At 40.5% G+C, this 22,063-nt stretch carries 18 protein-coding genes and 1 riboswitch; of the genes, 7 read left to right on the top strand and 11 right to left on the bottom strand.

The genetic code is table 11. From position 1 onward, the window contains the following. Positions 1 to 43 precede the first annotated feature (43 nt). On the top strand, positions 44 to 1,096 hold the full coding sequence (locus BIZ36_RS00540; RefSeq protein WP_187455898.1) for an MATE family efflux transporter: 1,053 nt from the start codon (positions 44 to 46) through the stop codon (positions 1,094 to 1,096). Between the two features lie 292 nt (positions 1,097 to 1,388). Beyond that, positions 1,389 to 2,612, top strand: coding sequence for a glycosyltransferase (locus BIZ36_RS00545; protein WP_187455899.1), 1,224 nt, complete (start codon positions 1,389 to 1,391; stop codon positions 2,610 to 2,612). A 75-nt stretch (positions 2,613 to 2,687) separates the two neighbouring features. Here the strand turns inward: BIZ36_RS00545 and BIZ36_RS00550 are convergent, their stop codons facing one another. From BIZ36_RS00550 to thiM, 5 genes are all read right to left on the bottom strand, one after another. Continuing rightward, complete coding sequence (locus BIZ36_RS00550) at positions 2,688 to 3,203, bottom strand: DUF5004 domain-containing protein (protein WP_187455900.1); 516 nt, start codon at positions 3,201 to 3,203, stop codon at positions 2,688 to 2,690. 95 nt (positions 3,204 to 3,298) lie between these two features. Next, positions 3,299 to 3,946 (bottom strand): thiaminase II, encoded by a 648-nt coding sequence (gene tenA / locus BIZ36_RS00555; RefSeq protein WP_187455901.1) that lies wholly within the window; start codon positions 3,944 to 3,946, stop codon positions 3,299 to 3,301. Further along, positions 3,933 to 4,766 (bottom strand): bifunctional hydroxymethylpyrimidine kinase/phosphomethylpyrimidine kinase, encoded by an 834-nt coding sequence (thiD, locus tag BIZ36_RS00560; protein ID WP_187455902.1) that lies wholly within the window; start codon positions 4,764 to 4,766, stop codon positions 3,933 to 3,935. Before thiD ends, tenA begins: the two co-directional genes overlap by 14 nt. A gap of 51 nt (positions 4,767 to 4,817) precedes the next feature. Further along, on the bottom strand, positions 4,818 to 5,453 hold the full coding sequence (gene thiE, locus BIZ36_RS00565) for a thiamine phosphate synthase (protein ID WP_187455903.1): 636 nt from the start codon (positions 5,451 to 5,453) through the stop codon (positions 4,818 to 4,820). Further along, the gene (gene thiM / locus BIZ36_RS00570; protein WP_187455904.1) at positions 5,453 to 6,250 is read right to left on the bottom strand and encodes a hydroxyethylthiazole kinase; all 798 of its coding nucleotides are present in this window, start codon (positions 6,248 to 6,250) and stop codon (positions 5,453 to 5,455) included. The genes thiE and thiM overlap by 1 nt, the downstream gene beginning before the upstream one ends. 61 nt (positions 6,251 to 6,311) lie before the next feature. Further along, a riboswitch (TPP riboswitch) is annotated at positions 6,312 to 6,404 on the bottom strand. 100 nt (positions 6,405 to 6,504) lie between these two features. Between thiM and BIZ36_RS00575 the strand changes: the two genes are divergently transcribed. Then, complete coding sequence (locus BIZ36_RS00575; RefSeq protein ID WP_187455905.1) at positions 6,505 to 7,356, top strand: AraC family transcriptional regulator; 852 nt, start codon at positions 6,505 to 6,507, stop codon at positions 7,354 to 7,356. A 6-nt stretch (positions 7,357 to 7,362) separates the two neighbouring features. Here BIZ36_RS00575 and BIZ36_RS00580 read toward each other — a convergent pair whose 3' ends face one another. Next, positions 7,363 to 8,991 (bottom strand): carboxylesterase/lipase family protein, encoded by a 1,629-nt coding sequence (locus tag BIZ36_RS00580; RefSeq protein ID WP_187455906.1) that lies wholly within the window; start codon positions 8,989 to 8,991, stop codon positions 7,363 to 7,365. Positions 8,992 to 9,075: 84 nt separating this feature from the next. Between BIZ36_RS00580 and BIZ36_RS00585 the strand changes: the two genes are divergently transcribed. Genes BIZ36_RS00585 through BIZ36_RS00600 form a run of 4 tightly spaced genes read left to right on the top strand, consistent with a single transcriptional unit; the run spans position 9,076 to position 16,711 of the window. Continuing rightward, entirely contained in the window at positions 9,076 to 9,780 is a 705-nt protein-coding gene (locus BIZ36_RS00585; RefSeq protein ID WP_187455907.1) for an NUDIX hydrolase, read from the top strand. 38 nt (positions 9,781 to 9,818) lie between these two features. Further along, on the top strand, positions 9,819 to 13,433 hold the full coding sequence (locus BIZ36_RS00590) for an alpha-L-rhamnosidase (RefSeq protein ID WP_187455908.1): 3,615 nt from the start codon (positions 9,819 to 9,821) through the stop codon (positions 13,431 to 13,433). Positions 13,434 to 13,462: 29 nt separating this feature from the next. Further along, positions 13,463 to 14,383 carry a sugar phosphate isomerase/epimerase family protein gene (locus BIZ36_RS00595; protein WP_187455909.1) on the top strand — a complete coding sequence of 307 codons (921 nt, stop codon included), beginning with the start codon at positions 13,463 to 13,465 and terminating at the stop codon, positions 14,381 to 14,383. Positions 14,384 to 14,392: 9 nt separating this feature from the next. Then, a complete protein-coding gene (locus BIZ36_RS00600; protein ID WP_187455910.1) occupies positions 14,393 to 16,711 on the top strand; it encodes a glycoside hydrolase family 3 protein in 2,319 nt (772 codons plus the stop codon). A gap of 79 nt (positions 16,712 to 16,790) precedes the next feature. On the opposite strand, the gene BIZ36_RS00605 is transcribed toward BIZ36_RS00600, so the two are convergent. The 5 genes from BIZ36_RS00605 to BIZ36_RS00625 all read right to left on the bottom strand — a co-directional run bounded on the left by BIZ36_RS00605 (position 16,791) and on the right by BIZ36_RS00625 (position 22,052). Next, complete coding sequence (locus BIZ36_RS00605; protein ID WP_187455911.1) at positions 16,791 to 17,345, bottom strand: type 1 periplasmic binding fold superfamily protein; 555 nt, start codon at positions 17,343 to 17,345, stop codon at positions 16,791 to 16,793. A gap of 10 nt (positions 17,346 to 17,355) precedes the next feature. Further along, a complete protein-coding gene (locus BIZ36_RS00610; protein ID WP_187455912.1) occupies positions 17,356 to 19,761 on the bottom strand; it encodes a TonB-dependent receptor in 2,406 nt (801 codons plus the stop codon). A gap of 52 nt (positions 19,762 to 19,813) precedes the next feature. Continuing rightward, positions 19,814 to 20,122, bottom strand: a complete 309-nt coding sequence (locus BIZ36_RS00615) for a hypothetical protein (RefSeq protein ID WP_187455913.1) — start codon at positions 20,120 to 20,122, stop codon at positions 19,814 to 19,816. Between the two features lie 371 nt (positions 20,123 to 20,493). Beyond that, positions 20,494 to 20,907: a response regulator gene (locus BIZ36_RS00620; RefSeq protein ID WP_187455914.1), complete on the bottom strand. Its 414-nt coding sequence runs from the start codon at positions 20,905 to 20,907 to the stop codon at positions 20,494 to 20,496. Then, positions 20,907 to 22,052, bottom strand: a complete 1,146-nt coding sequence (locus tag BIZ36_RS00625; RefSeq protein ID WP_187455915.1) for a sensor histidine kinase — start codon at positions 22,050 to 22,052, stop codon at positions 20,907 to 20,909. Before BIZ36_RS00625 ends, BIZ36_RS00620 begins: the two co-directional genes overlap by 1 nt. Positions 22,053 to 22,063: the final 11 nt, after the last annotated feature.

The raw sequence follows: 22,063 nt of genomic DNA on the forward strand, positions 1-22,063 counted from the left end.
ACAAATCATCCAATTAAAAGATTACCAGAGAACCAGAACTGATATGAAAATTAAGGAAACTTCCCCCGAAAGGTTGATTATAGGTAGTGTGCTTCTTGCTAATGGAGGCGCCTGCCTATACAACCTTCTTTTAGGGTATACCATGGGACCAGAATCGTATGCCAATAGAGTAACCCTTATAATTTTCTTGATATCGCTCATTTTTGGAGGAATGATATTTCAGCTTATAGGTTCCAAACTTCATTTTCTTTTTCCTACTAGAAAAACTAGTGGTTTTGTATCATTGCCCTATAGCTGTAGAATTGGAATTATGGCCATACTTATGGTTAGTGTTCTATTTTATTCCACTGATCTATTACATCATTTTCCTTCTAAACAAATGGGAGCTGTATTAGGAATAGGCCTGGCCATTCCCTTATGTATGGTAAAACGTATCATGCCCGGCAATATCTATCATTTTTTATTCGGTAAGGTAGAGCGTAGTACAAAAGTGCATACCAAACAACTCCTGTACCTACTGGCATTATCAGCCGGCTACGAGTTTGTACAACTATTGATAAAGAATAGTGACGTTCTAATGGTTTCCCATTATTTCAACAATCAGGAAACCAATCAATATACGGCTCTAGTTCTTCTAGGTAGGGTCATATATATTTTTGCTTGGATGTTCATTTTAAAATTATCAATTGAGACCTTGAGATATAAGCAAGCCAAAAAAGCGACCCTTCCTTTACTAAAAAGATATCTGAAAATATTAGGAGTCCTTTTGCTAAGTATTGTTACCGCTTGTTACTTATTTCATGAACCTATCGTTGAAGGGCTGTTTGGAAAGGATTATTTAGCTATTGGCGTTCTGCTTTGGCAATATGCCATCGTAATTTCCCTGTTCATTATTGCCACCACGGTAACTTATCATTTTATGGTTTTAAAAGATTACATACCCGCTCTTTTCATGACAGTAGTGGGATTATTTCAAATGATATTATTTGTGCTCTTTCATGATAGCTTGAGCTTGGTGGTGCAACTTCAAATGATAGCGATGATAGCTCTTTTAATTGCGCAGTCACTATATATTCACACAAAAACAATGAAATAGTTCATAGGTAGATTACCAATTCATTTTTGCCGGAAGCCACCTTTGGTTTCCGGTTTTTTGTTTATCGGTCGGTAGTATGATGCAAAGCTTTTAAACTCGTTAAACAGCTATTAATCAAGACAAAAGGGATTCCCTCTGCAAAAATTAGTTATCATAAAATAGTTATTGAGCGATTACTTACTGCCGTTTGACTACACCTATTTGTCTTCCAACTACTTTCTACAACTATTTTTTACCCGCTTAAAGGAACTTTGTTTCAGTCATTTAGAATGACGTCCCAAAAATATGACCTATGAAACTTGCAATTGTAACCGCTTATCCACCAAGTGAAGCAGACCTGGCCTTTTACGGCCTTCAGTTGGTGAAGCATTTTAGGAATCATCCTAAAGTGGAAGAAATTTTAGTGATAACCGACCGTAGTGCCAATAAAAAAATAGAATTAAGTCCAGAAGGTAGTCCTGTGACCATAGAGAAATGCTGGAGTTTTAATGGTTGGTCCAATTTCATCAAAGTAACTCAACACGTATTGAAATTTAAACCAGATGCCGTTTTCTTCAACTTGGGAAGCATCACCTTTGGAAACAAACAAATTCCAGCTGCATTGGGCTTTATGATTCCCCTGTTTAGCAGAATAACAGGTGTGGCTTCCATATCATTAGTTCATAGCCTCCCACAACCATTTAAGGACTACAAGGGATACGTACCCTCTCTAGTTAGGACAAAAAATAAAGAATATGGACGTAACCTTACAAAAATGATATTAGCATCTGATATTGTGGCAACCAACACCAATAAAATGACCAAATTATTAATAGAAGATTTGAAAGCGAAGAATGTAACCAAAATGCCCTATGGGAGTTTTGAAACTCCTCAAGAACCGGATTATAGGATTTCAGGAAATAAGAAACAAATTCTTGTTTTTGGAACCTTTGGTACTCAGAAGAAATTAGAGGTTTTCTTGGAGGCGATACAGCGAATTAGGTCCAAGAACAATGAATTGAATCTTGAAGTTGTGATTGCAGGCAAAGATTCTAAGAACGTACCGGGGTACATGCGTCGTATAGAAGAAAACCATAAGTATATGAAGCAACTTACATTTATGCATGAAACAGATGTGGCCCAAATTCCAAAACTTATTGAAGAAAGTGCTTTGGTAGTTTTACCCTATTCTCAAGATACCGAAAAACTAAAGGATATTCATATGACGGCCACGAAAGGAAAAGCCGTGGTACTTCCCTATTTTGATGGTCTCAACGAGGCCTTGGAAGAAAGAAATTATCGTGCAGAAGTATATACTCCGGATAGTCCGGAATCCTTATCCGAAGCCATTGAAAATGTATTGGCATACAACTCCTACAGAATTCATTTAGGGATGGCCAATTTCAAAGCTGCCATTGCCAACCCCATTGAGGAGGTGATTGAGCAGTATATTGAATATTTTGAAGCTATAAAGAGAGCTAAAATGGAAAATACCAAGGTACTTTTTCCCATCCCGGAAGAAATAAATGACAATTAAAAATTTGATTTAGGTCATGTGCTGAAGGGGAATAGTCTGGTCAACTATTCCCCTTTCTTTTTGCACAATTGTACTTTATTGTAGGGTATATGTAAAACTGACCTTGGTCTGCTGGGTAGCCCCCTGAATATCCATAACATTAAAATCTTCGGAAAAAACAAACTCGGTATTGTCAGAATTGAACTCGAGGGGAAGGTTCTGAACATTACACGACCCTACCAAGCTCAACGTAGAACCTGCCAATTGCCAAGTTCCTTCTAAATTTACCGTTCTTTCACAATCGGACGCTTTTAAACCTTGTTTAAAAGTATAGCCCCTTGAGCTGCTAAAAGCATAGGCACCATCCCTTTGGCAGTCTGAATATTGAGCAAAAATATCCGTATCAGGATTGTCCTCATTATCATCGGTCAAATCAATTTCCTTATCGGCTTCAATAGCCGTTAATACCCATTCTCCTACCATTTTCTCCTCTGCACTGGCCAAAGCACCCACATAGTCCTCTGGACATTCAACCTCATTATCCGTTGTACATGCATTAAAAATTAGCAAGACACTGCCCAAAGTCACATAATTTAAAAATAATCTTTTCATAGAAGTGTTTAAGTTTTAAGTTCTACAAAAAGATGGACTTCCTTAAAAAAGGTTGCCTGGGAAATCAATGTTTATTTATCGGCATTTAATGAAATTTACCACGTTTTAAGTGTGTACGCACTGTTCCAAAATTCATACTCCAGCCGGCTGGCGGTAATAAAAGCCTCTGTCATAGCCTGTTGTTGTTTTTCGGTACTCTGCCGGGCAATGTTATCGGTAATTTCAATGGCCCTTTGAGTGAGTTCGCCAAATTCTTCTCCCGCATAGGTATCTATCCATTTTTGATAGGGATTATCCCCCGATTGTTGATTCTGATAAATGTAATCTCCCACTTTTTTGTAAATCCAGAAACAAGGTAATACGGCCGCCATGGCCACTTCTACCCCATCAAGGGCCGCAGTACTTTTCAGGAAATGTCCATAATGGTGACAAATAGGTTCTATATGCCCCTTCTCCTTTAATTGAAAGCTTTCAAAGTACGATTCGTGCAAAGCTTTTTCAACAACTATGGCCCCTTCTGCAAAACGGATATACGCCAAGGAATCCTCTACATTTTCTACACGGGCACCAATAATCGCCAAGGCCCTACCAAATTGGTCCAGATAAAAAGCATCTTGAACCATATAATATTGAAACTTTTCAAGTGGTAAGGTTCCCGCCATCAATTCTTTGATAAAGGGCATGCTCTCAATACGCGCATATATTACCTCTATTCTATTCCAAGCGCCACTACTCCAATTCATTCTTGATTAATTTTACAGGATTAAAAAAATGGTTCAAAGGTCCATTGCCCTTACCTATCAATACATCTTTTCCGTTGTATATAGCCTGATGTACATAATCTTGTGCATGCTGTACCGCTTCTACCGGACTCTTTCCCTGGGCCAAATAACTTGCAATGGCGGAAGAGAGGCTACACCCAGAACCATGGGTATTTTTGGTATCAAACTTTTCATGATGAAATTCATGAACTTTTCCAACGGAATCAAAATATAAGGAAGTTAGCTCCTTTGTTTTTAGATGTCCTCCCTTCAACAAAAGCGACTTAGCCCCCAATTTTTGTATCAATTTGCCCGCTTGGTACATTTCCTCTATGGTTTCAATGGGCATATCGGCCAAAATTGCAGCTTCATCCAAATTGGGGGTAATAACATCCGCCAAGGGAATCAATTGGGTTTTAATAGTTTCAATGGTCTCTTCCTCAATAAGCTTATGACCACTGGTTGCGACCATCACAGGATCAAACACCACGGGAATCTCCGGCGATTTCTTCAAGGCCTGACAAATAATGCTCACCAAGATGCTGGTATGTACCATTCCAATTTTTATGGCATCAGGATAAATATCCTCGAAAATAGCATCTATCTGCTCCTCAATGGCGGAATCCGGTATGGTATAAATATTCTTAACACCTTGCGTATTCTGCACCGGAAGAGCTGTTAACACGGATGTGGAATAGCAACCTAGGGCCGAAGTGGTTTTAATATCCGCTTGTATGCCTGCACCGCCACTACCGTCAAAACCGGCTATGGTGAGTACGGAAGGATAGGTATATTTTTTCATTATTTTTAATTGTTGAATGAATGCTTTGCTTGTAATAATTCTCCTCAAGAATTATAAAGCCCTTTCAATTTCATTTCTTAATTCCGCCGCCGCCCTTTGTGGGTCCTGAGCTTGGCAAATGGCAGAGACCACCGCAATACAGTCCGCACCCGCCTTTATTACCTCAAAAGCATTTTCCTTTTTCATACTACCAATAGCTACCAAAGGTTTCGATGTCAAGGACCTGATTTTGGCAATTCCCTCTAGACCCCATTCCGTAACCGTATCCGTTTTGGTAGGGGTACCAAAAACCGGACTCACGCCAAAATAATCGGAAACTTTAGCTTCCGTAGATTTCAATTGCTCCAAAGATTCGATGGAATATCCCAGACAATGTGGCGTAGTCCATTTTTTTCTTATTTCCGAAGGTGGTAGATCACTGTTGCCTACATGAATTCCATAAGCTCCCACCTGCTTTGCGACTTCCAAATTGTCATTAATAATCAGAGGTACCTGATGCGAATCCAATACCTCCTTTAATGCATTTGCTTTCTGAAGAAATTCCATGGTAGAGCGATTTTTTTCCCGTAATTGCACCACATCCACACCTCCGCGTACGGCACTTTCGGCTACATTTACCAAAGGTCTGCCGGCACAATTTTCTTCTGAAATAACAAGATAAAGACGGTATGGAAAAGGATTATCCATTACTTTTCCAAATATTTTAAAGTGCCTATAAATTCAGCTTCCGTGAGGTTATGCAGCTTGTCCAACAAATGCATTTGCAAACTTCCGGGGCCGGCAGACAGTTTTTCGGCCAATTCCCCTGCAACGCCCATAAGTGCCATGGCAGCCGCTACCGCTTCTGTCTTATCTTCCACCACCGCAATAAAAGCACCTATTAGTGCCGATGCCGAGCAGCCCATTCCCGTAACTTTGGCCATGAGGGCATGCCCGTTGGATAGATGGATTTCTCTATCACCGTTCACCACGATATCGGTTTCTCCAGAAATACAGACCACGGACCCATATTCCTTGTTCAGGCTTTTGGCTGCAGAAAGAGCTTCATTACTTTGCGCCGTACTATCCACTCCCTTGGTTGTTTCCGTATTTTGTTTGGCAAGTGCCAATATTTCCGAAGCGTTTCCACGAATTACCGTTGGGCCATACTCCAGCAGTTGCGATAGGGTTTCATTTCTATAACCGGTAGCACCAGCTCCTACGGGATCCAAAACAGTAGGCTTACCCAATTCCACTGCCTTTTTAATGGCCAAGAGCATGGACTTTACTTTGTATTCATCAAGCGTTCCTATGTTAAGAACTATGGCTTGGCAGATAGTCGCCATCTCATCAATCTCCGGATGGGCATGTGCCATAATTGGCGAAGCTCCCGCTGCCAGCAGGGCATTAGCCGTATTGTTCATTACTACATAATTGGTAATATTCTGAACCAACGGGGAGGTCTGTCTAACTTTTTCTATATGTCGCCAAAGTTTTTTTTGCATAAACGTGCTTTTAAAAATGAATGGCGATAGAAGGTCTCCTCTGGAGAATAAAGAAGGCAAAATGTGTCTGCTAACTTTTCCCTACGTTGGTGTAAGCCAAATCAGGTTCAAAGGGACTGTCTCAATTCTTAATAGAATACCCCTAAAGCCAATGCAAAAGTAGGATTAATTAAGTAGACCAAAAAGCATATTAAATTATCTATTTAAAATAAAAATTTTAGAAAATAAAGGTATTTTAGTATCAAAACGAACCATTGAAACCCCTCCCATTTAAAATACCGAAACCCAAAAACGAGGCGCTGGTCTTTCAAATAGACCGGGAGCAAGTATTTTATGACCAGTTTCACCAACATGCTGAAATCCAACTAAGCCAGATCAGAAAGGGATCCGGTTCCCTTTTGGTGGGCGACACCTTAAATGAGTATAGGGAAGGAGATATTTTGCTCATTGGTGGCTTGGTACCCCATGTTTTTAAAAGTGATTCCCGTAGCAATGAAGAATCCCTTATGTACACCCTCTTTTTTGGAATGGATTCCTTTGGTAAAGGCTTTTTCGAGCTTCCTGATTTGGCGGCCCTACAGCCTATTTTTAACAAAGCGAATTATGGAATTAAACTAACCTCCCATACAGAAAAGGCCGGCCAACTTTTTGACCAATTACCTGATCAACCCAAAATAGCGCAACTAGGCACTCTATTCCAGCTTTTGCATATTTTCAGTTTCGGTAAAATAGAACTCCTATCTAGTTTTGTGTATGATAAAAGGTATTCTGATGTAGAGGGTAAACGCATGGGAACAGTAATGCAGTACGTTATGGACCACTATCATGAACCCCTTTCTTTGGACCTCATATCTAAAAAGGCCCACATGAGCAAAAATGCCTTCTGCCGATATTTTAAAAAACGTACCAACAAAACATTCTTTCAGTTTCTCATTGAAATAAGAGTGGAAAATGCCTGCAAGCAATTGGTGATTCACCCCGAAAAATCCATTTATGAAATTGGATTGGATTGTGGATTTTTCAATATTTCCAATTTTAACCGACAGTTTAAAGGTTTAAAAGGAGATACGCCCTCTATTTACCGAAACAAATTCCGATCTATTTAATCCATTTTAATTTCCGTATTGCTTATCCAAAAATTGGTAACGCGCGTCATTCTGGGCATCAACAGCCTTACTTTCCACATCAATGACCATTACCGGGGGCGTAAAATCCTTTGCTTTAGCACTAGGCCATTCCGGAAGCTCTTGTCCATTTGGGTTTCCGGAAATTATGAAATTGGCAAAATAGTTTTGCATGGTTTCGGATACCTTAAAATCTTCTGCCGTCCATGCATAATCATCTACCAAGTGCAAATTCCCCATACAATATTCTATTTCACATGCGTGCGGTGCTCCAATAGGTTCCGGCTGCTTTGGGGAGTCACCCGTACTCTCCACCGTTCCTCCTGCCAAACCGGATACTAAATTGGTGTTTTTGAGCGGAGGCCTCAATTTGCTGTATAAATACCGATAAACGGGCTGTTGGCTGTTTTTTCTATGGAGATCGAACCATTTCCAGGTGCTATAAACAATAAACCGGTCCGAAGCTAAATCGGTCGCAGCATACTCCACTTCTTTGGATGATCCCGCAGGGTAGAGCTCCAATACCTCTTTGTATTTTTTGGGGTATGATTCCATTACTTTGGCCTTGAAATTTTCGAGAGTGTAGGGACCTTGAGTAAAGGCCATACCAGGAATTTCAGCCGAATTCCAACCCAAAAGTAACGGTACCTGAGCCTGTTTTTGCTCCTCAAATATTTCAGGAAGGGATTTAGGTAGAAAATAACCGTCAATTACCATAGGAAATCCAAAACGACCGGACTCATTGTAAATTTCGTAAATATCCCTAGTACTTAATTTTCGTAAATCAGCTATACTTTCAACACCCGCTTTTTGTAAAAAATCGTTTCCTTGTTGTTCCGCTTCGGCCAAGGGAACCGGTGCCAAAGTGGGATGAATGGCAGCTCCACTTTCCCCAATGGCCCCAGCAATCAAATCTTTGCTTAGGGGCGATGCCATCTGGGCACTAACTCCAATGGACCCTGCAGATTCCCCTGCAATAGTCACTTTTTGAGGGTTTCCTCCAAAGGCCGAAATATTCTTCCGAACCCATTGAAGCGCAGCATGCTGGTCTAGCATGCCGTAATTACCAGAAGCCTTGTAAGGTGCTTCTTCGCTAAGCTGGGAATGTGCCAAAAAACCAAAAATATTTAAACGGTAATTGGTGGTTACCACTACCATTCCTTTTTTCGCCATACTTTCTCCATCATATCTAGGCTCTGAGGCGTCGCCGGCTACATTCCCGCCTCCATAAAAATAAACCAGTACAGGGAGGTCTTTTGTATCTCTTTTGGCAGGTGTCCACACATTTAAATAGAGACAATCCTCACTAACTCCATTGGAACGGGAATTCATATCGCCAAAAACCATGGTCTGCATCGGTCTAGGACCAAATTGTTTTGTTTGCTTTACACCCTCCCAAGGACCTAAAGGCTGTGGAGCTTTCCATCGTAGTTCACCTACAGGAGGTTTTGCAAAGGGTACACCAAAATAGGTTTGTATACCGGTATGGGTATTGTAATTACCTTCTATTATTCCGTTTTCAACCTTTGTTTGAACGGGAAATGAATTTGTCTCCTGGGAACTTACTGGCATAATTATGGTGAAAAGGACCAAACTAAGAATAACGTAATTTTTCATAAGTCTATCTGTTATTGTCTCAATATGTTACAATAATACTTTGTTTTTAGCAAAATTTACATTTCATTTGAAAAAAAGTGATAATTGGCGCAAGCATTACCAGGAATTAAGGAATATCTACCCCATTTGGCCTATGACTTGGTCATCTTTGGATTTAACGGCAAGCAGCTCAAGATTTTACTCTTGGAATATCAGAATACAGATTACAAAGCACTGCCCGGAGGATTTATACGAAGAGAAGAGGATTTAGATGCAGCCGTGAAAAGAGGTCTTAAAGAAAGAACCGGGCTGGACCATATTTTTTTGGAACAGTTCTACACCTTTGGCAGCCTTAAACGTTCCCGACCGGATATTATGAAAAAAATAATAGAGGCAAATGGCATTAATATTTCCGGTAATCATTGGATGTTGGACCGTTTTATGTCCATTGCGTACTATGCACTCATAAATTTTGATGAAGTGAATCCGCAACCGGATGCACTTTCCAAGTCCATAAATTGGTATAATATTAATGATTTACCTACCTTGATGATGGATCACAAAGAGATAACCATAAAAGCTTTGGAGGTTCTAAAACTGAACTTGGACAGAAAACTCATTGGAATGAATCTTTTACCTCAAAAGTTCACTATGAAAGAGCTTCAAACTGTTTACGAAATTATCCTAGGTGAAAAATTAAGAAGAACTACTTTCCAACGAAAAATGCTTGGTAAGGACATCCTCGTGAGACACGAAAAACTATTTACAGGTGGGGCCCATAAGGCTCCCTATCTATACAGCTTTAAATAAAATACTTGACCAACCGATTATCAACTTTAATTACTCAAATGAAGTTTTACAAAAAACTACTATACGGTATACTACTGCTGTCCAGCTTACTTGTTTCAGGGCAATCAAATATAGATCATTTACAAACGGAATATATTACAACGCCCATTGGCTTGGATGTAAAACAACCACATTTCAGTTGGCAAATGATTCCTAAAGTTGGAGTGTATGGGCAACAACAGTCTGCATACAGGGTGCTGGTCATGGACGAACATGGAAAATTTGTTTGGGATTCGGGAAAGGTACCGGATAGCCGGTCTGTAGGTATTGCTTATGAAGGAGAAAACTTGGAGCCTAGAACAAAGTACGACTTTACGGTAACGGTCTGGGACGAAAAAGGAGAAAGCAGCGCCAATTCCTCTTGGTTTGAAACAGGCATGCTAGACGGCGGTTTAAATGCTTGGCAAGGAGCCCAATGGATTGGTGGAGGTGATGAAGACATGGTATTCTATTCACATTATTTGTCGGTTTTTAGGTTTGAATACGATGTACAGTTAGAGAAGAAGAGCACGAAGGCGAGTTTTCTAATGGGTGGAAATGACCGCAGGCTGATGAACAAAAATTTGAATATTCAAGGAGTAGCGAGCCCTAAGGACCAAAATTATTTGGAGTTTGAACTGGATATAACTCCAGTTGACGGAACCGAGGAAGGCAAGGCAAGAATGAATGTGTATCGTGTAGGTTATGCCCCGGACGATTCCAAAAACCAACCATTTAGAAGTTTTGATATACCCTTGACCCTTATCAACAATGAGAACAAGTATGATAAACATACCATCTTTTCGGAATGTGTGTTTGGTTTCTTTCAATTGTGGGTAGATGGCAACGAAGAAAAGAATTTGGTTTCAACAAATGACGATAATTTACCTCCTCCTCGGGGCAAAATTGGGTTCAATGTAAACCCGGTTGGTCGCGGAAATGATTACATAAGCTATCCTATGGTTGCGGATATTGGTTTCCATTTGAAAAAGAATCAACAAGCTACCTTTTCCAACATCCGTATTAAAAATTATAGAAAACCATCCAATTCCTTATTTGAAACGGGCATAACCCAATCAGAAATAGAAGGTGGTATTTTTAAAAAGATACTTCAAGAAAATAAGAGCGTATCGGCTACGGACAAAGGGTACTCCATTAAAACTAAAAACGAGTCGGTTTTAATGCTCGCAGACCCTAGCCAAAATTCCGCTCCCATGCTGCGAACCGAATTCTCCAGTGAAAATAAAATTATTTCCAAAGCCCGCCTTTATGTCACTTCAAGAGGAATTTATGAGGTATACCTAAATGGGAAAAGAGTGAGCAACGATTACTTTACACCCGGTCTCACCCAATACAATAAGACCCATATGTACCAAACCTATGACGTAACCCCACATATTAGAAAAGGAGAGGCAAACGCCCTAGGTGCATGGCTTGGTGAAGGCTGGTGGAGCGGTAACATTACCTATGTTGGGGAAAATTGGAACTTTTTTGGAGACCGTTCTTCGCTATTGGCACAATTGGTCATTAGCTATGCAGATGGAACCCAACAAACCATAAGTTCGAACGATCAAGATTGGAAACTGTTTACCGAGGGGCCTATTAAAATTGGTAGTTTTTTTCAAGGAGAAGTATATGATGCCAGATTGGAAGATAAAATCGTTGATTGGAGCCAGAGCAATTACGATGACTCCAACTGGAAAAAAGCCTTGGAAGTTCCACTTGAAAACAATGTCTTTACAGGAGACAATCTAAGTTTTGACCAAATGCAATTATATGGTCAAATAGGGCCTAATCCAAGTTTGGTAAAGACTTTGACGGCCAAAAGTGTAAAAGAAATAAGGCCTGGCGTATTCGTGTATGACATGGGTCAGAACATGGTGGGCGTTCCAGAAATAGAACTTCCCCAAGGTGTTAAGGGAGACACCATAACCCTTAGATACAGTGAAGTAACGTACCCTGACCTTAAGGAATACGAGCCAAATGTAGGTATGGTTATGCTAGAAAACATACGGGCTGCGCTTACACAAGACCTCTATATTAGAAAAGGTGGTATGGAAACTATACGGCCCCGTTTCACCTTCCATGGTTTTCGGTTTTTGGAGATAACCGGTATAGATGCTCCCCTCCCCCTGAATTCCGTAAAAGGATTGGTGATTAGTTCCATAGATAAGCTTGCATCGGAATACAAGACTTCCAACGAGCTGGTCAATAAACTTTGGGAAAATATCACTTGGTCCCTCCGCGGTAATTTTCTCTCCATACCCACCGATACGCCTGCGAGAAATGAGCGTATGGGCTGGAGCGGGGATATCAATGTTTTTTCAAAGACCTCAACATTTCTAGCCCATGCAGAACCCTTTTTAAGAAGGCATTTGATGGCCATGAGAGATATACAAAGGGAAGATGGAAGGTTTACAGATGTAGCGCCTGTGGGCGGTGGATTTGGAGGAACCCTTTGGGGAAGTGCCGGTATGGTTATCCCTTGGGAACTGTACCAGCAATACGGAGACCTTCAGGTTTTAAAAGAGCATTACGGTGCAATGAAAGACTACATACATTTTTTGGATGGTAAAATAGACCCGGAAACCGGAGTTCTAAATGAAGGTCCTTTAGGGGATTGGTTAAGCCCAGAGGGCTATAAGAACGACGATACTCTCCTGTGGGCTGCCTATCATTTATACGGTTTGAAAATAATTTCCAAAAGCGCTCGGTTATTGGGAAAAACGGAGGAAGCCCAACAGTTTGAAAAGCAATACGAAGAAAGAAAACAATTCTTGAACAACACTTATTTTGATGAGCAAAACGGAAAAACCCTTCACCTTGGGAATCAAAGTTTACGTTTTGGCCCTCCCCTTCCGGATAACAGGTTGAAGAAAAAGGGAGATTACGTAGATACCCAAGCATCCTATGCTATTCCCCTTCATTTAGAAGTCTTGACCGAAGCAAATAAGGAAAAAGCCGTTGACAATTTGATCGCAAGTATACAACGGGAAAACATGGATGAATTGGGAGTTAATAGACCTGAATATTCCTTAATGACAGGCTTTATAGGAACCGCTTCGCTTAATCACGCCCTCTCTAATCATGGAGAACATGAAACGGCCTACCGATTATTACAGCAAACCTCCTACCCTTCTTGGTTGTACTCCGTTAAAAATGGGGCTACCACGATTTGGGAACGCCTCAATTCCTATACCGTAGAAAATGGCTTTAGCGGTAATAACAGTATGAATTCCTTTAACCATTATTCCTTTGGTGCAGTGGCCGCATGGATGTATAATTATTCTTTGGGCATACAGCGAAATCCAGAACATCCAGGATTCAAAAAATTTGTTTTACAACCTGTTCCGGACCCCACAGCTGAAATGACATGGGCAAAGGGTTTTTATGACTCGGTTTACGGCAAGATAAAAAGTGAATGGCGTTTATTGGATGAAGGATGGGAATATAATGCTACAGTTCCACCAAATACCGAAGCAACTTTACTACTGCCAGTAGATTCAGTAAAAAAAGTTTTGGTAAACGAGAAAAAAGTGGGCAAATCACCAAATATACAAGTACTAACATCAGAAATAAATGAGGTAAGACTATCATTGACATCCGGAGTATATCAAATTCAAATAAAACAATAATACAGATCTCAAACACTAAAACTATCAACATGAAAACAACTATTGGAAAACAATTTATTGCGTTATTTATAGGAGCTGCTCTCTTTTCCTGTAAAGAACAACCTAAGAAAACAGATGAACCCGCTACCAATGAGACTGTTGAGGAAGTTTCCAAAGATCAATTTGGAGGCTTGGCCCTTTATACGGTAAGAAATGAAATGGGCAAGGATGCCAAAGAGACCTTAAAAGCCGTGGCAGATGCAGGATATAAGAATATTGAGGCTGCCGGATATGAAGATGGAAAGTTCTATGGTATGTCGCCCGAAGATTTCAAAGCCTATTTAACCGAAATATCCCTAACCCCCGTAAGTACCCATCAAGGTTCTGTAACCATGGAAAATGCCGAGCAGATGATGGCAGATGTAAAAGCGGCAGGCTTTGAATATTTTGTAATTCCCGTACCACCAATGGGCACATTTACATTTGATCCAGAAACACGTACCATGGGAATGACCTCCACACCCAAAGAGTTATCAGATGTGGTGAACGAATTAGGTAAAAAAGCGAATGCTGCGGGACTTCAACTTTTGTACCACAACCATGACTTTGAGTTTATGGAAGACGAGAATGGAGTGGTACCTATTGATTATCTGTTGGAAAATAGCGACCCAAAATACGTCAACTTTCAGATGGACCTCTATTGGGTAACCAAAGCCGGAGCGGACCCGCTCGCCTATTTTGAAAAGTATCCCGGGAGGTTCAAAATATGGCACGTAAAAGATATGGATGATCAAGGTAGGTTTGCCCCTGTTGGTCAGGGAGAAATCAATTTTAAAAGAATATTAGATCAAAAAGAAAAATCTGGCATGGAATATTATATGGTAGAACAAGACATGACTTTTGATGGACTTGAACCACTTGAAGCCATTGAAATAAGCCATGAGGGAATAAAGGAAATAGGGTTCGAATAAAATGTGATTATGAAATTTTTTATTACATCTGCATTGGTTTGCGGCATAACCCTAATGAGTGCATGTTCTGGACCTAAATTTACGGAAGAGAACAAGGGTAATTTTTATTTGGTAAAGAACCAGGAAGGAGAAACCTTGGGATACGACCCTAATTCTGGTGTTAAAATATTGACCATAGATAGCTATGCCTTTAAGGATTTAAACCAGAATGGCACGCTAGATATTTATGAAGACTGGCGGATATCGGCCTCCGAAAGGGCAAAAGACCTTGCTTCAAAAATGAGTATAGAGCAAATTGCAGGACTTATGCTCTATTCTGCACACCAATCAATTCCGGCAAGACCTGATGGATATTTTGCAGGTACTTATGATGGCAAACCCTACGAAGAAGGGGTCACGGACCCCACCTTGTTGACCGATCAGCAAAAGAAATTCTTGAAAGAGGACAATTTGCGCCATGTGTTGGTTACCACCGTTCAAAGTCCAGAAGTAGCTGCCAAATGGAACAATCACATGCAAGCTTTTTGTGAAGGGGTAGGTCTTGGGATTCCCGCCAATAATAGCTCTGACCCCAGACACGGTACGGTAGCAAAGGCGGAATTTGATGCCGCTGCGGGAGGAGAAATTTCCATGTGGCCCAGTTCTCTGGGTATGGCCGCTACCTTTGATCCTGCCTTAGTAGAAAATTTTGGTAAAATTGCCTCCCAAGAATACAGAGCTCTAGGAATCACCACTGCGCTTTCCCCACAAGTGGATATCGCTACAGAACCGAGGTGGATGCGCTTTAGCGGAACTTTTGGTGAAAGCCCCAAATTATCCGCGGCTATGGCCAAGGCTTATACTGATGGTTTCCAAACCTCAACGGGGAGTCAGGAAATCACAAATAATTGGGGCTACCATAGTGTTAATGCCATGGTAAAACATTGGCCTGGAGGAGGTTCTGGAGAAGCCGGTAGGGATGCCCATTATGGCATTGGTAAATTTGCAGTATATCCAGGAAACAATTTTGATGAACATATGGTTCCTTTTCTTGAAGGTGCCTTTAAACTTGATGGAGGTACTGGGATGGCTTCGGCCGTAATGCCCTATTACACCATTTCCTGGAACCAAGACACCAAGAACGGCGAAAATGTGGGTAACGCCTACAATGAATACATTATAAAAGATCTGCTTAGAACCAAGTACGGTTATGATGGAGTTCTTTGTACCGATTGGGGTATTACGGGCGACCATAAGGTAATGGACAGCTTTATTGATGGCAAACCTTGGGGCCTTGAGGATTTATCGATAGCTGAAAGACATTATCGCGTAATTAAGGTTGGGGTTGACCAATTTGGAGGAAATAACGATGCCGGTCCCATTTTGAAGGCCTATGAAATGGGCGTGGCAGAAATGGGTGAAGATGCCATGAGAGCCCGTATGGAAGAATCTGCCGTACGCCTCTTGAAGAATATTTTCAGGGTAGGTCTTTTTGAAAATCCATACGTAGATCCTGAAAAATCTAAAACTATAGTGGGCAAACCGGAATTTATGAAAGAAGGATTTCAGGCACAATTGAATTCCGTAGTAATGCTAAAAAATACCGATGCCGTTCTTCCTTTAAAGGACAAGCCAACGGTTTACATTCCCAAAAGATTTATAGCGGCCAGTAGAAATTTTTTAGGAATGCCTATTCCCGAAAAGAATGATTACCCCGTTAATATAGAGCTGGCAAAGAAATATTTTAAGGTAACCGATAATGCCCAAGAAGCGGATTTTGCCCTGGTCTTTATTGAAAATCCATCTTCTGGAATTGGTTATAGCAAAGAGGAAGTAGAAAAAGGCAACAATGGTTATTTGCCCATTAGTTTGCAGTACGGCCCTTACAAAGCGGTAGATGCTAGGGAAGAAAGCATTGCAGGAGGAGACCCTATGGAAGATTTTACCAATCGCAGCTATAAGAACAAATCTATCGTTAGCACTAACATTACAGATGCACAGTTGGTCGAGGAAACCAAAAAGGTTATGGGAGACAAGCCTGTCATAGTAACCGTGAACACGACCAATCCGTTCGTATTTTCTGAAATAGAACCGCATGCCTCGGGAATATTGGTACACTTTGGTACACAGGACCAAGCCCTGTACGAGGTAATTTCAGGAAAGCATGAACCATCTGCCCTTTTACCTATGCAAATGCCTAAAAATATGAGCGTAGTTGAAAAACAAGCTGAGGATGTTCCTTTTGATATGGAACCCTATCAAGATGCCAATGGTAATTTATATGACTTTGCCTTTGGTCTCAACTGGAATGGGACCATTTCCGATGGGCGGGTAACGGATTTTAAATAAGATACTTTCTTTAGTATTTAAAAAAAGGGCCGTATTGACGGCCCCTTCTTCATTTTTTCACAAATTCCTATAGATTTCTTTACTCTACAATAAGTGGAAAAGTTTGTGCAAAGTCGGTTTCGCCCCCAGCTCCACTCAATGTACCATCATTTGGTTTTGTTGGCTCATGCCTCAAGGTAATGGCCAAAGTTGCATCACCAGCATCGCCCGTAGTCAAAATAAACTCAAGTCCTACTGGGTTTCCGCCTGCATCTACATCATCATAATCCACCGTTGCTATGCTTCCGGTAGATACAAAAACAAACTGATGGTCAAGTCCTTCTTCCTCTACCTCTTCGGTAATATCTTCAGCGGGAGATTCGGTCTCATTCAATAATTCAATCTCTCCTTCATAAGTAGTATTTGCAGCTAAATTTCCTGAAACGGTAATTACCGGGGCATCCGGTCCATCTCCATCCAAGTCTTGGGACTGTAAGGTAATGGTATCTCCTTGCTGAGGAGTTAAAGTAACGTGCATGGTCGTAATGACCTCCTCTTCATTAATTTCCTCCGGTCCGGCATCGTCATCATCGGAACAAGAAGTAATTAGTAAGGCCGCTGTAGCCATTAATGATAATAATTTAATTGTTTTCATAGACTTAGTTTTAATAGTTAAATTTTAATTGTAAGGTGATATTCCTACCTAAATCATCCGCGAAGTATCGCTGTCTGTTCAAGTAATCCCTAAATGATGTATTAAATAAATTATGTACTGAAAGTGATGTTGTCAATTTTGTTCCCTTATGAAATGGAAACTCTAGTTTTGAAGTAAATGCCATTAAATGGTAGGTTTCCGGAGCGGTGTTGATAGCCACCTCCACTTCTTCTTGTTGCTCGGGCGAAAAGACAGTTATATTACCAGGTACCTCATTTTGTTGAAATACATATTGACTTTCCAACGATGCTTCAAAAGATTTCCAAGAGGGCTTACTAAAAACCAGCTTATTCCTAAAATTAGCAGGAGGCATATAAATCAGGGGGGCATCCGCTTCCCTATCCTTACCCTTTACAATGGAAAATTGATGTTCAGTGGACCATTGGTCCGACCAATTGGAAAAGGCCATCACATCAAGTCCAAGTAACCTGGCATCTGTTTGGTTGTATTCCCAAACAGGAAATGCTCCGCGATTGGTATACTCGGCACCGGTGGGTTCTAAAAAAATAAAGTCGTTGATAAAGTTTGCGTACGGTTCCACCGTCCAACCCCAACCAGCATATTTTTTCTCCAAAGAGGCGGCAATTTTGTGGGAGGTTTCACTTTTCATACGCAAATCTCCCAACTCAATACGTGCAGCCGAATGGTGGAGACCATCGCTAAAAAGTTCCGAAGGATTGGGCGCCCTTTGAGCCAAGGTGTAATTAAAACGAAGATTCCCGTTATTGGATACTGTATATTTACCCCCTACCGTTGCCGTTACATTATGAAAATCAAAAACAGGATTTACGAGATATTGGCTTCCGGTATCCCTGATAATCAAATCTTGAAATTCCGTATCGTAGCCACGCTCTGCCCAACGGGACTTTTGGAAAAACTTTTGCGCTGCTACATTTGTAAAATCATAGCGAACCCCTACGTCCAAGAACAAGGCATCATTTACCCTATACTCTCCAAGTAAGAAGCTGCCTACATCCCATTTTTGGTAATCAGGTATCAACCTGCGAACCTCCGTTTCTGGGTTTGGAAAATTTTCCTGATACCTTCCCAAAATACCGAACTGAAGGTGAAATTGCTCTTTGGCATCCCATTTAAAATCCGTTGAAAAAGTATGTGTGGTCAATAATAGGTCAATGGAAGCTTGATTATTGGCTTCTCCCCTACGTATGTCATATTCAAAACGCCGGTTGCGCTGAAAATCATATTGCGCTGTCCATTTTCCGATACCCTCAAAACGATTGTAATATTTTAATTTGGCCAAATGATGGGTTACCTTTTGACGTGGGTTTTCCAGGTCATACGTAAATGGTTCTATGGTCTGGGGCTCACCACTATTGATAGCCCTGATCAAATCATCTACATTCCCAATATGGCTTGCCCTAAGCACCGCAAGTTCCGTATTAAAAAAAGAATAGCGTACGTCCCAGCCTGATGTAAACAGGTGTTTGCCCAACTGCACCGAAGCTGCGGCCTCTTTTACCCCGGTATTGCTCAACACATAATCTGGAGTTTCATGGTCTCCCAATCTTTTAAAGGAACCTTGGCCGCTTACAAACCAACCATTGTTATAGGATTTTGTCAATTCCGATGTTAGGTTCCCGCCTCTACCGTTGTATGATCCAGTGAGCATGGTTTTCCCATAAAGGCTGTCTATCTGGGGAATACGACCGGGGTCTACCACAATGGTGCCCCCAATAGCATCTCCGCCATATTGTAAGGCTGCCGCACCCTTAACAACGGATACCGACCTTGCAGCGTTTACATCTATATTAGGCGCATGTTCATCTCCCCATTCCATGTCCTGCATTCTAACCCCATCGTTCAAAATTAAAACACGGCTCCCATTTAGTCCATGAATGGTAGGCTTTACAATATTCGCACCCGTATTTAACGAGGAAACGCCACTTATTTCCTTTAGGGCATCGCCTATGGTACCAGCACTATAGATTTCCAGTTCATTTAAATGAAGGGTTTCTTCCAAGGCAGAATTGGTTTGGTCCGCAATGCTGTTTCCTACCACTTTAACTTCATCCAATTCTTCTAAATGATGCTCTAATTTAATGTCGTAAACCTGATTTTCTTCAATGTTCAAAGGAATGATAAGGGTGGGACATTCTGGATGAAAAACTTCCAATTCTATATATCCGGCGCATAATCCGTTGAGTCTATAAGACCCATCCAAGTTAGAAAGAACGGCCTTTTTACTGCCAATTACGGATACGGTAGCGCCAACAAGCGCATCTTTGCTATGGTAATCCATAACGGTACCGCTCAGCGAATAGGAACAATCTTGTGCAGTCATCATCAAGGGAGCAAACCCAGACAAGATGATTGTAAATAGGGTCTTCAAATACATGAATAGAGAAATCATTTTACCCATTACAGGGTTCAATAGAGAAAAAAAGGAACTATCTGTAGATGAAAGAAACAGGAGGGGGCCTTAGGAATAATCGGGCTTTGGAGGAAAAGCGTGGATAAAGGTCTGCCTGCTTTAAATTCGGTTTATTGAAAATTTGTAAAATGGGAATATTCACAAAACCTTCGAAGTCCGTAATCGTACATTCGGCCAATTGATATTCAACCGCTTGAATACACCAAGAACAATTTTCTACGGAAGCAGTATCCTCCTCATGGGCAAAAACATGAAAAGCCGAAATTTTAATCAGTACCACACAGGTAAGGACTACAAAACCAGCTATTTTCAAAAACTTTCCCATACGGCCACAAACTTAGTCATTTTAGGTTTCTACTCCCTGTTAATGGAATCATAATTGCCAAAAGGCACGTTCCAATGAACAATTATTGATTTATTTACAAAGATTCAATGTCAATGGAGCGTAGTCATAATTAGGGTTTGGATTTATTAGCTAGGGCATTAACTATATTAATTAGGTAATTACGTGAAATAAGCCCGCTGTATGCTCTTATATTTCAGGTGACAGGAAAACGAATTAAAAAAGCCCATGTTGTCACATGGGCTCCAATGCAGTAAAATGATGTGCCATAGCATATCCAAAATAAATGTGAATTAACCTTGCTCTAGGTCGGTTTTATTTGGTTTATGTTTTATAATCATTTTACCTAAAATTTAAGCTGCATTTGTAGTATTTAATACAGCCATTAAATCTTCCAACTTCTCTTTGGAAAGCGGCTTTTCTAAAAATTCGACGACATGGGCAAATTCAACCGCCCTTAATCGGTCATCCGGTCTGGAGGAAGATGTTAAGATAACCACTTTTGTTGTAGGACAAAGATCCTTGGTTTTCATCTCTTCCAGTAATTCAAAACCATCCATAATTGGCATATTTAAATCCAGAAAGATAAGTGATGGTGTATGATTCTTTAAATAGTTACTTGCCTCTAATCCGTTAAGACATGTATCTACATTTATGTAACCTATCTTGTTCATTAGTAATTTGGCCAAGAATAGCGTTACCTCATCATCTTCTACCAATAAAATGCTCATATTTTTATCGTTTACAGTTGGGACTATATTTTCCATTATAGATAAATTTTAAATTCTGTTCCTTTATTAAGCTGGGTTTTCACTTTAACCTTTCCTCCTCTGGATTGGGCAATTGATTTTACGATATATAAGCCCACCCCTTGGCCTTCAACATGCGTATGCATTCTTTTAAAGAGCCCGAAAACCTTATCCGTACCAAAATCATCTTTAAAACCTATACCATTGTCCTTTACCGTAAGAAGTACTTTACCCTTTTTTATCTTGGTAGTAATCTTTATTATTGGATTCCTATCTGGGTGCCTGTACTTTATGGCGTTCATAATCATATTCTGAAGAATACTGTGCAGCTGCAACCTGTCTATAAAGATTGTGGGACATTTTTCAAAATCGAAAAGAATAAGACAATTACTCTTTGAAATGGAAATTGACAATTCACTTTTAATTTCCTCCAATGTTTTATAAAAACACAATTCTTCCGGTTGCTTTCCCAAGTTGGATTTTAGTGAGATTACTTGGTTAAGAGCATTCAATCGTCTGTTCATGAGACCCGATACCTCCTCTAACTTCTGAAAGATGGGGTGCCCTTCCAAATTCAATTTTTCATCCTCTTTAAGTAAGTGTAACAAGGCTCCAAAATTGGTCATGGGTGCCTTTAAATCATGAGCGGCCACATAGGAAAACTCTTCTAGTTCCTCATTTCTAATGGAAATATTCTTATTCGCTTTCTTTAGTTCCTTTTCGGTCTTTCTAAGGTCTTCAATAGTTTTAAACAGTTCCGTGGTATCTTGGGCCGCTATACCTAGACCTTCCTCAAGCCTAAAAACCCTTAAGGTAACTGTATAGGTCTTAGTTTTAGTTTTTATCCTAAGACCATCTATGTTTATAGGAACTCCGGTTTCCAAAACTTTTCTGTAAGCGGATTCACGAGCTTCCTCGTGACGAGTTGGAAATACCTTGAATGTATTTTTACCAACCACATCTTCTCTTTTGGCCTGTAATAAAATCAAGCCAATTTGGTTGATGTCCACAACCATAAGGTTTTCATCCAATATTAAAAAAGGTGTGTGGGCAATGTCAAAGAAATCTCCTCTCTGACACTTTGCCATTTCTTGAGGTGACATTCTACGAGGATCACGTCCTAGTGTATGTTCATATTCTGTAATAATTGAATTGGGTACCATTGAGCAAGGTT

Origin of the sequence: Cytophaga sp. FL35, assembly GCF_014349235.1 — a bacterium.
Taxonomy (GTDB): Bacteria; Bacteroidota; Bacteroidia; order Flavobacteriales; family Flavobacteriaceae; genus Euzebyella.

Coding starts and splice junctions, on each gene's coding strand:
- BIZ36_RS00540 (WP_187455898.1), top strand. CDS start 44: ATGAAAATTAAGGAAACTTCCCCCGAAAGGTTGATTATAGGTAGTGTG.
- BIZ36_RS00545 (WP_187455899.1), top strand. CDS start 1,389: ATGAAACTTGCAATTGTAACCGCTTATCCACCAAGTGAAGCAGACCTG.
- BIZ36_RS00550 (WP_187455900.1), bottom strand. CDS start 3,203: ATGAAAAGATTATTTTTAAATTATGTGACTTTGGGCAGTGTCTTGCTA.
- tenA (WP_187455901.1), bottom strand. CDS start 3,946: ATGAATTGGAGTAGTGGCGCTTGGAATAGAATAGAGGTAATATATGCG.
- thiD (WP_187455902.1), bottom strand. CDS start 4,766: ATGAAAAAATATACCTATCCTTCCGTACTCACCATAGCCGGTTTTGAC.
- thiE (WP_187455903.1), bottom strand. CDS start 5,453: ATGGATAATCCTTTTCCATACCGTCTTTATCTTGTTATTTCAGAAGAA.
- thiM (WP_187455904.1), bottom strand. CDS start 6,250: ATGCAAAAAAAACTTTGGCGACATATAGAAAAAGTTAGACAGACCTCC.
- BIZ36_RS00580 (WP_187455906.1), bottom strand. CDS start 8,991: ATGAAAAATTACGTTATTCTTAGTTTGGTCCTTTTCACCATAATTATG.
- BIZ36_RS00590 (WP_187455908.1), top strand. CDS start 9,819: ATGAAGTTTTACAAAAAACTACTATACGGTATACTACTGCTGTCCAGC.
- BIZ36_RS00595 (WP_187455909.1), top strand. CDS start 13,463: ATGAAAACAACTATTGGAAAACAATTTATTGCGTTATTTATAGGAGCT.
- BIZ36_RS00600 (WP_187455910.1), top strand. CDS start 14,393: ATGAAATTTTTTATTACATCTGCATTGGTTTGCGGCATAACCCTAATG.
- BIZ36_RS00605 (WP_187455911.1), bottom strand. CDS start 17,345: ATGAAAACAATTAAATTATTATCATTAATGGCTACAGCGGCCTTACTA.
- BIZ36_RS00610 (WP_187455912.1), bottom strand. CDS start 19,761: ATGTATTTGAAGACCCTATTTACAATCATCTTGTCTGGGTTTGCTCCC.
- BIZ36_RS00615 (WP_187455913.1), bottom strand. CDS start 20,122: ATGGGAAAGTTTTTGAAAATAGCTGGTTTTGTAGTCCTTACCTGTGTG.
- BIZ36_RS00620 (WP_187455914.1), bottom strand. CDS start 20,907: ATGGAAAATATAGTCCCAACTGTAAACGATAAAAATATGAGCATTTTA.
- BIZ36_RS00625 (WP_187455915.1), bottom strand. CDS start 22,052: ATGGTACCCAATTCAATTATTACAGAATATGAACATACACTAGGACGT.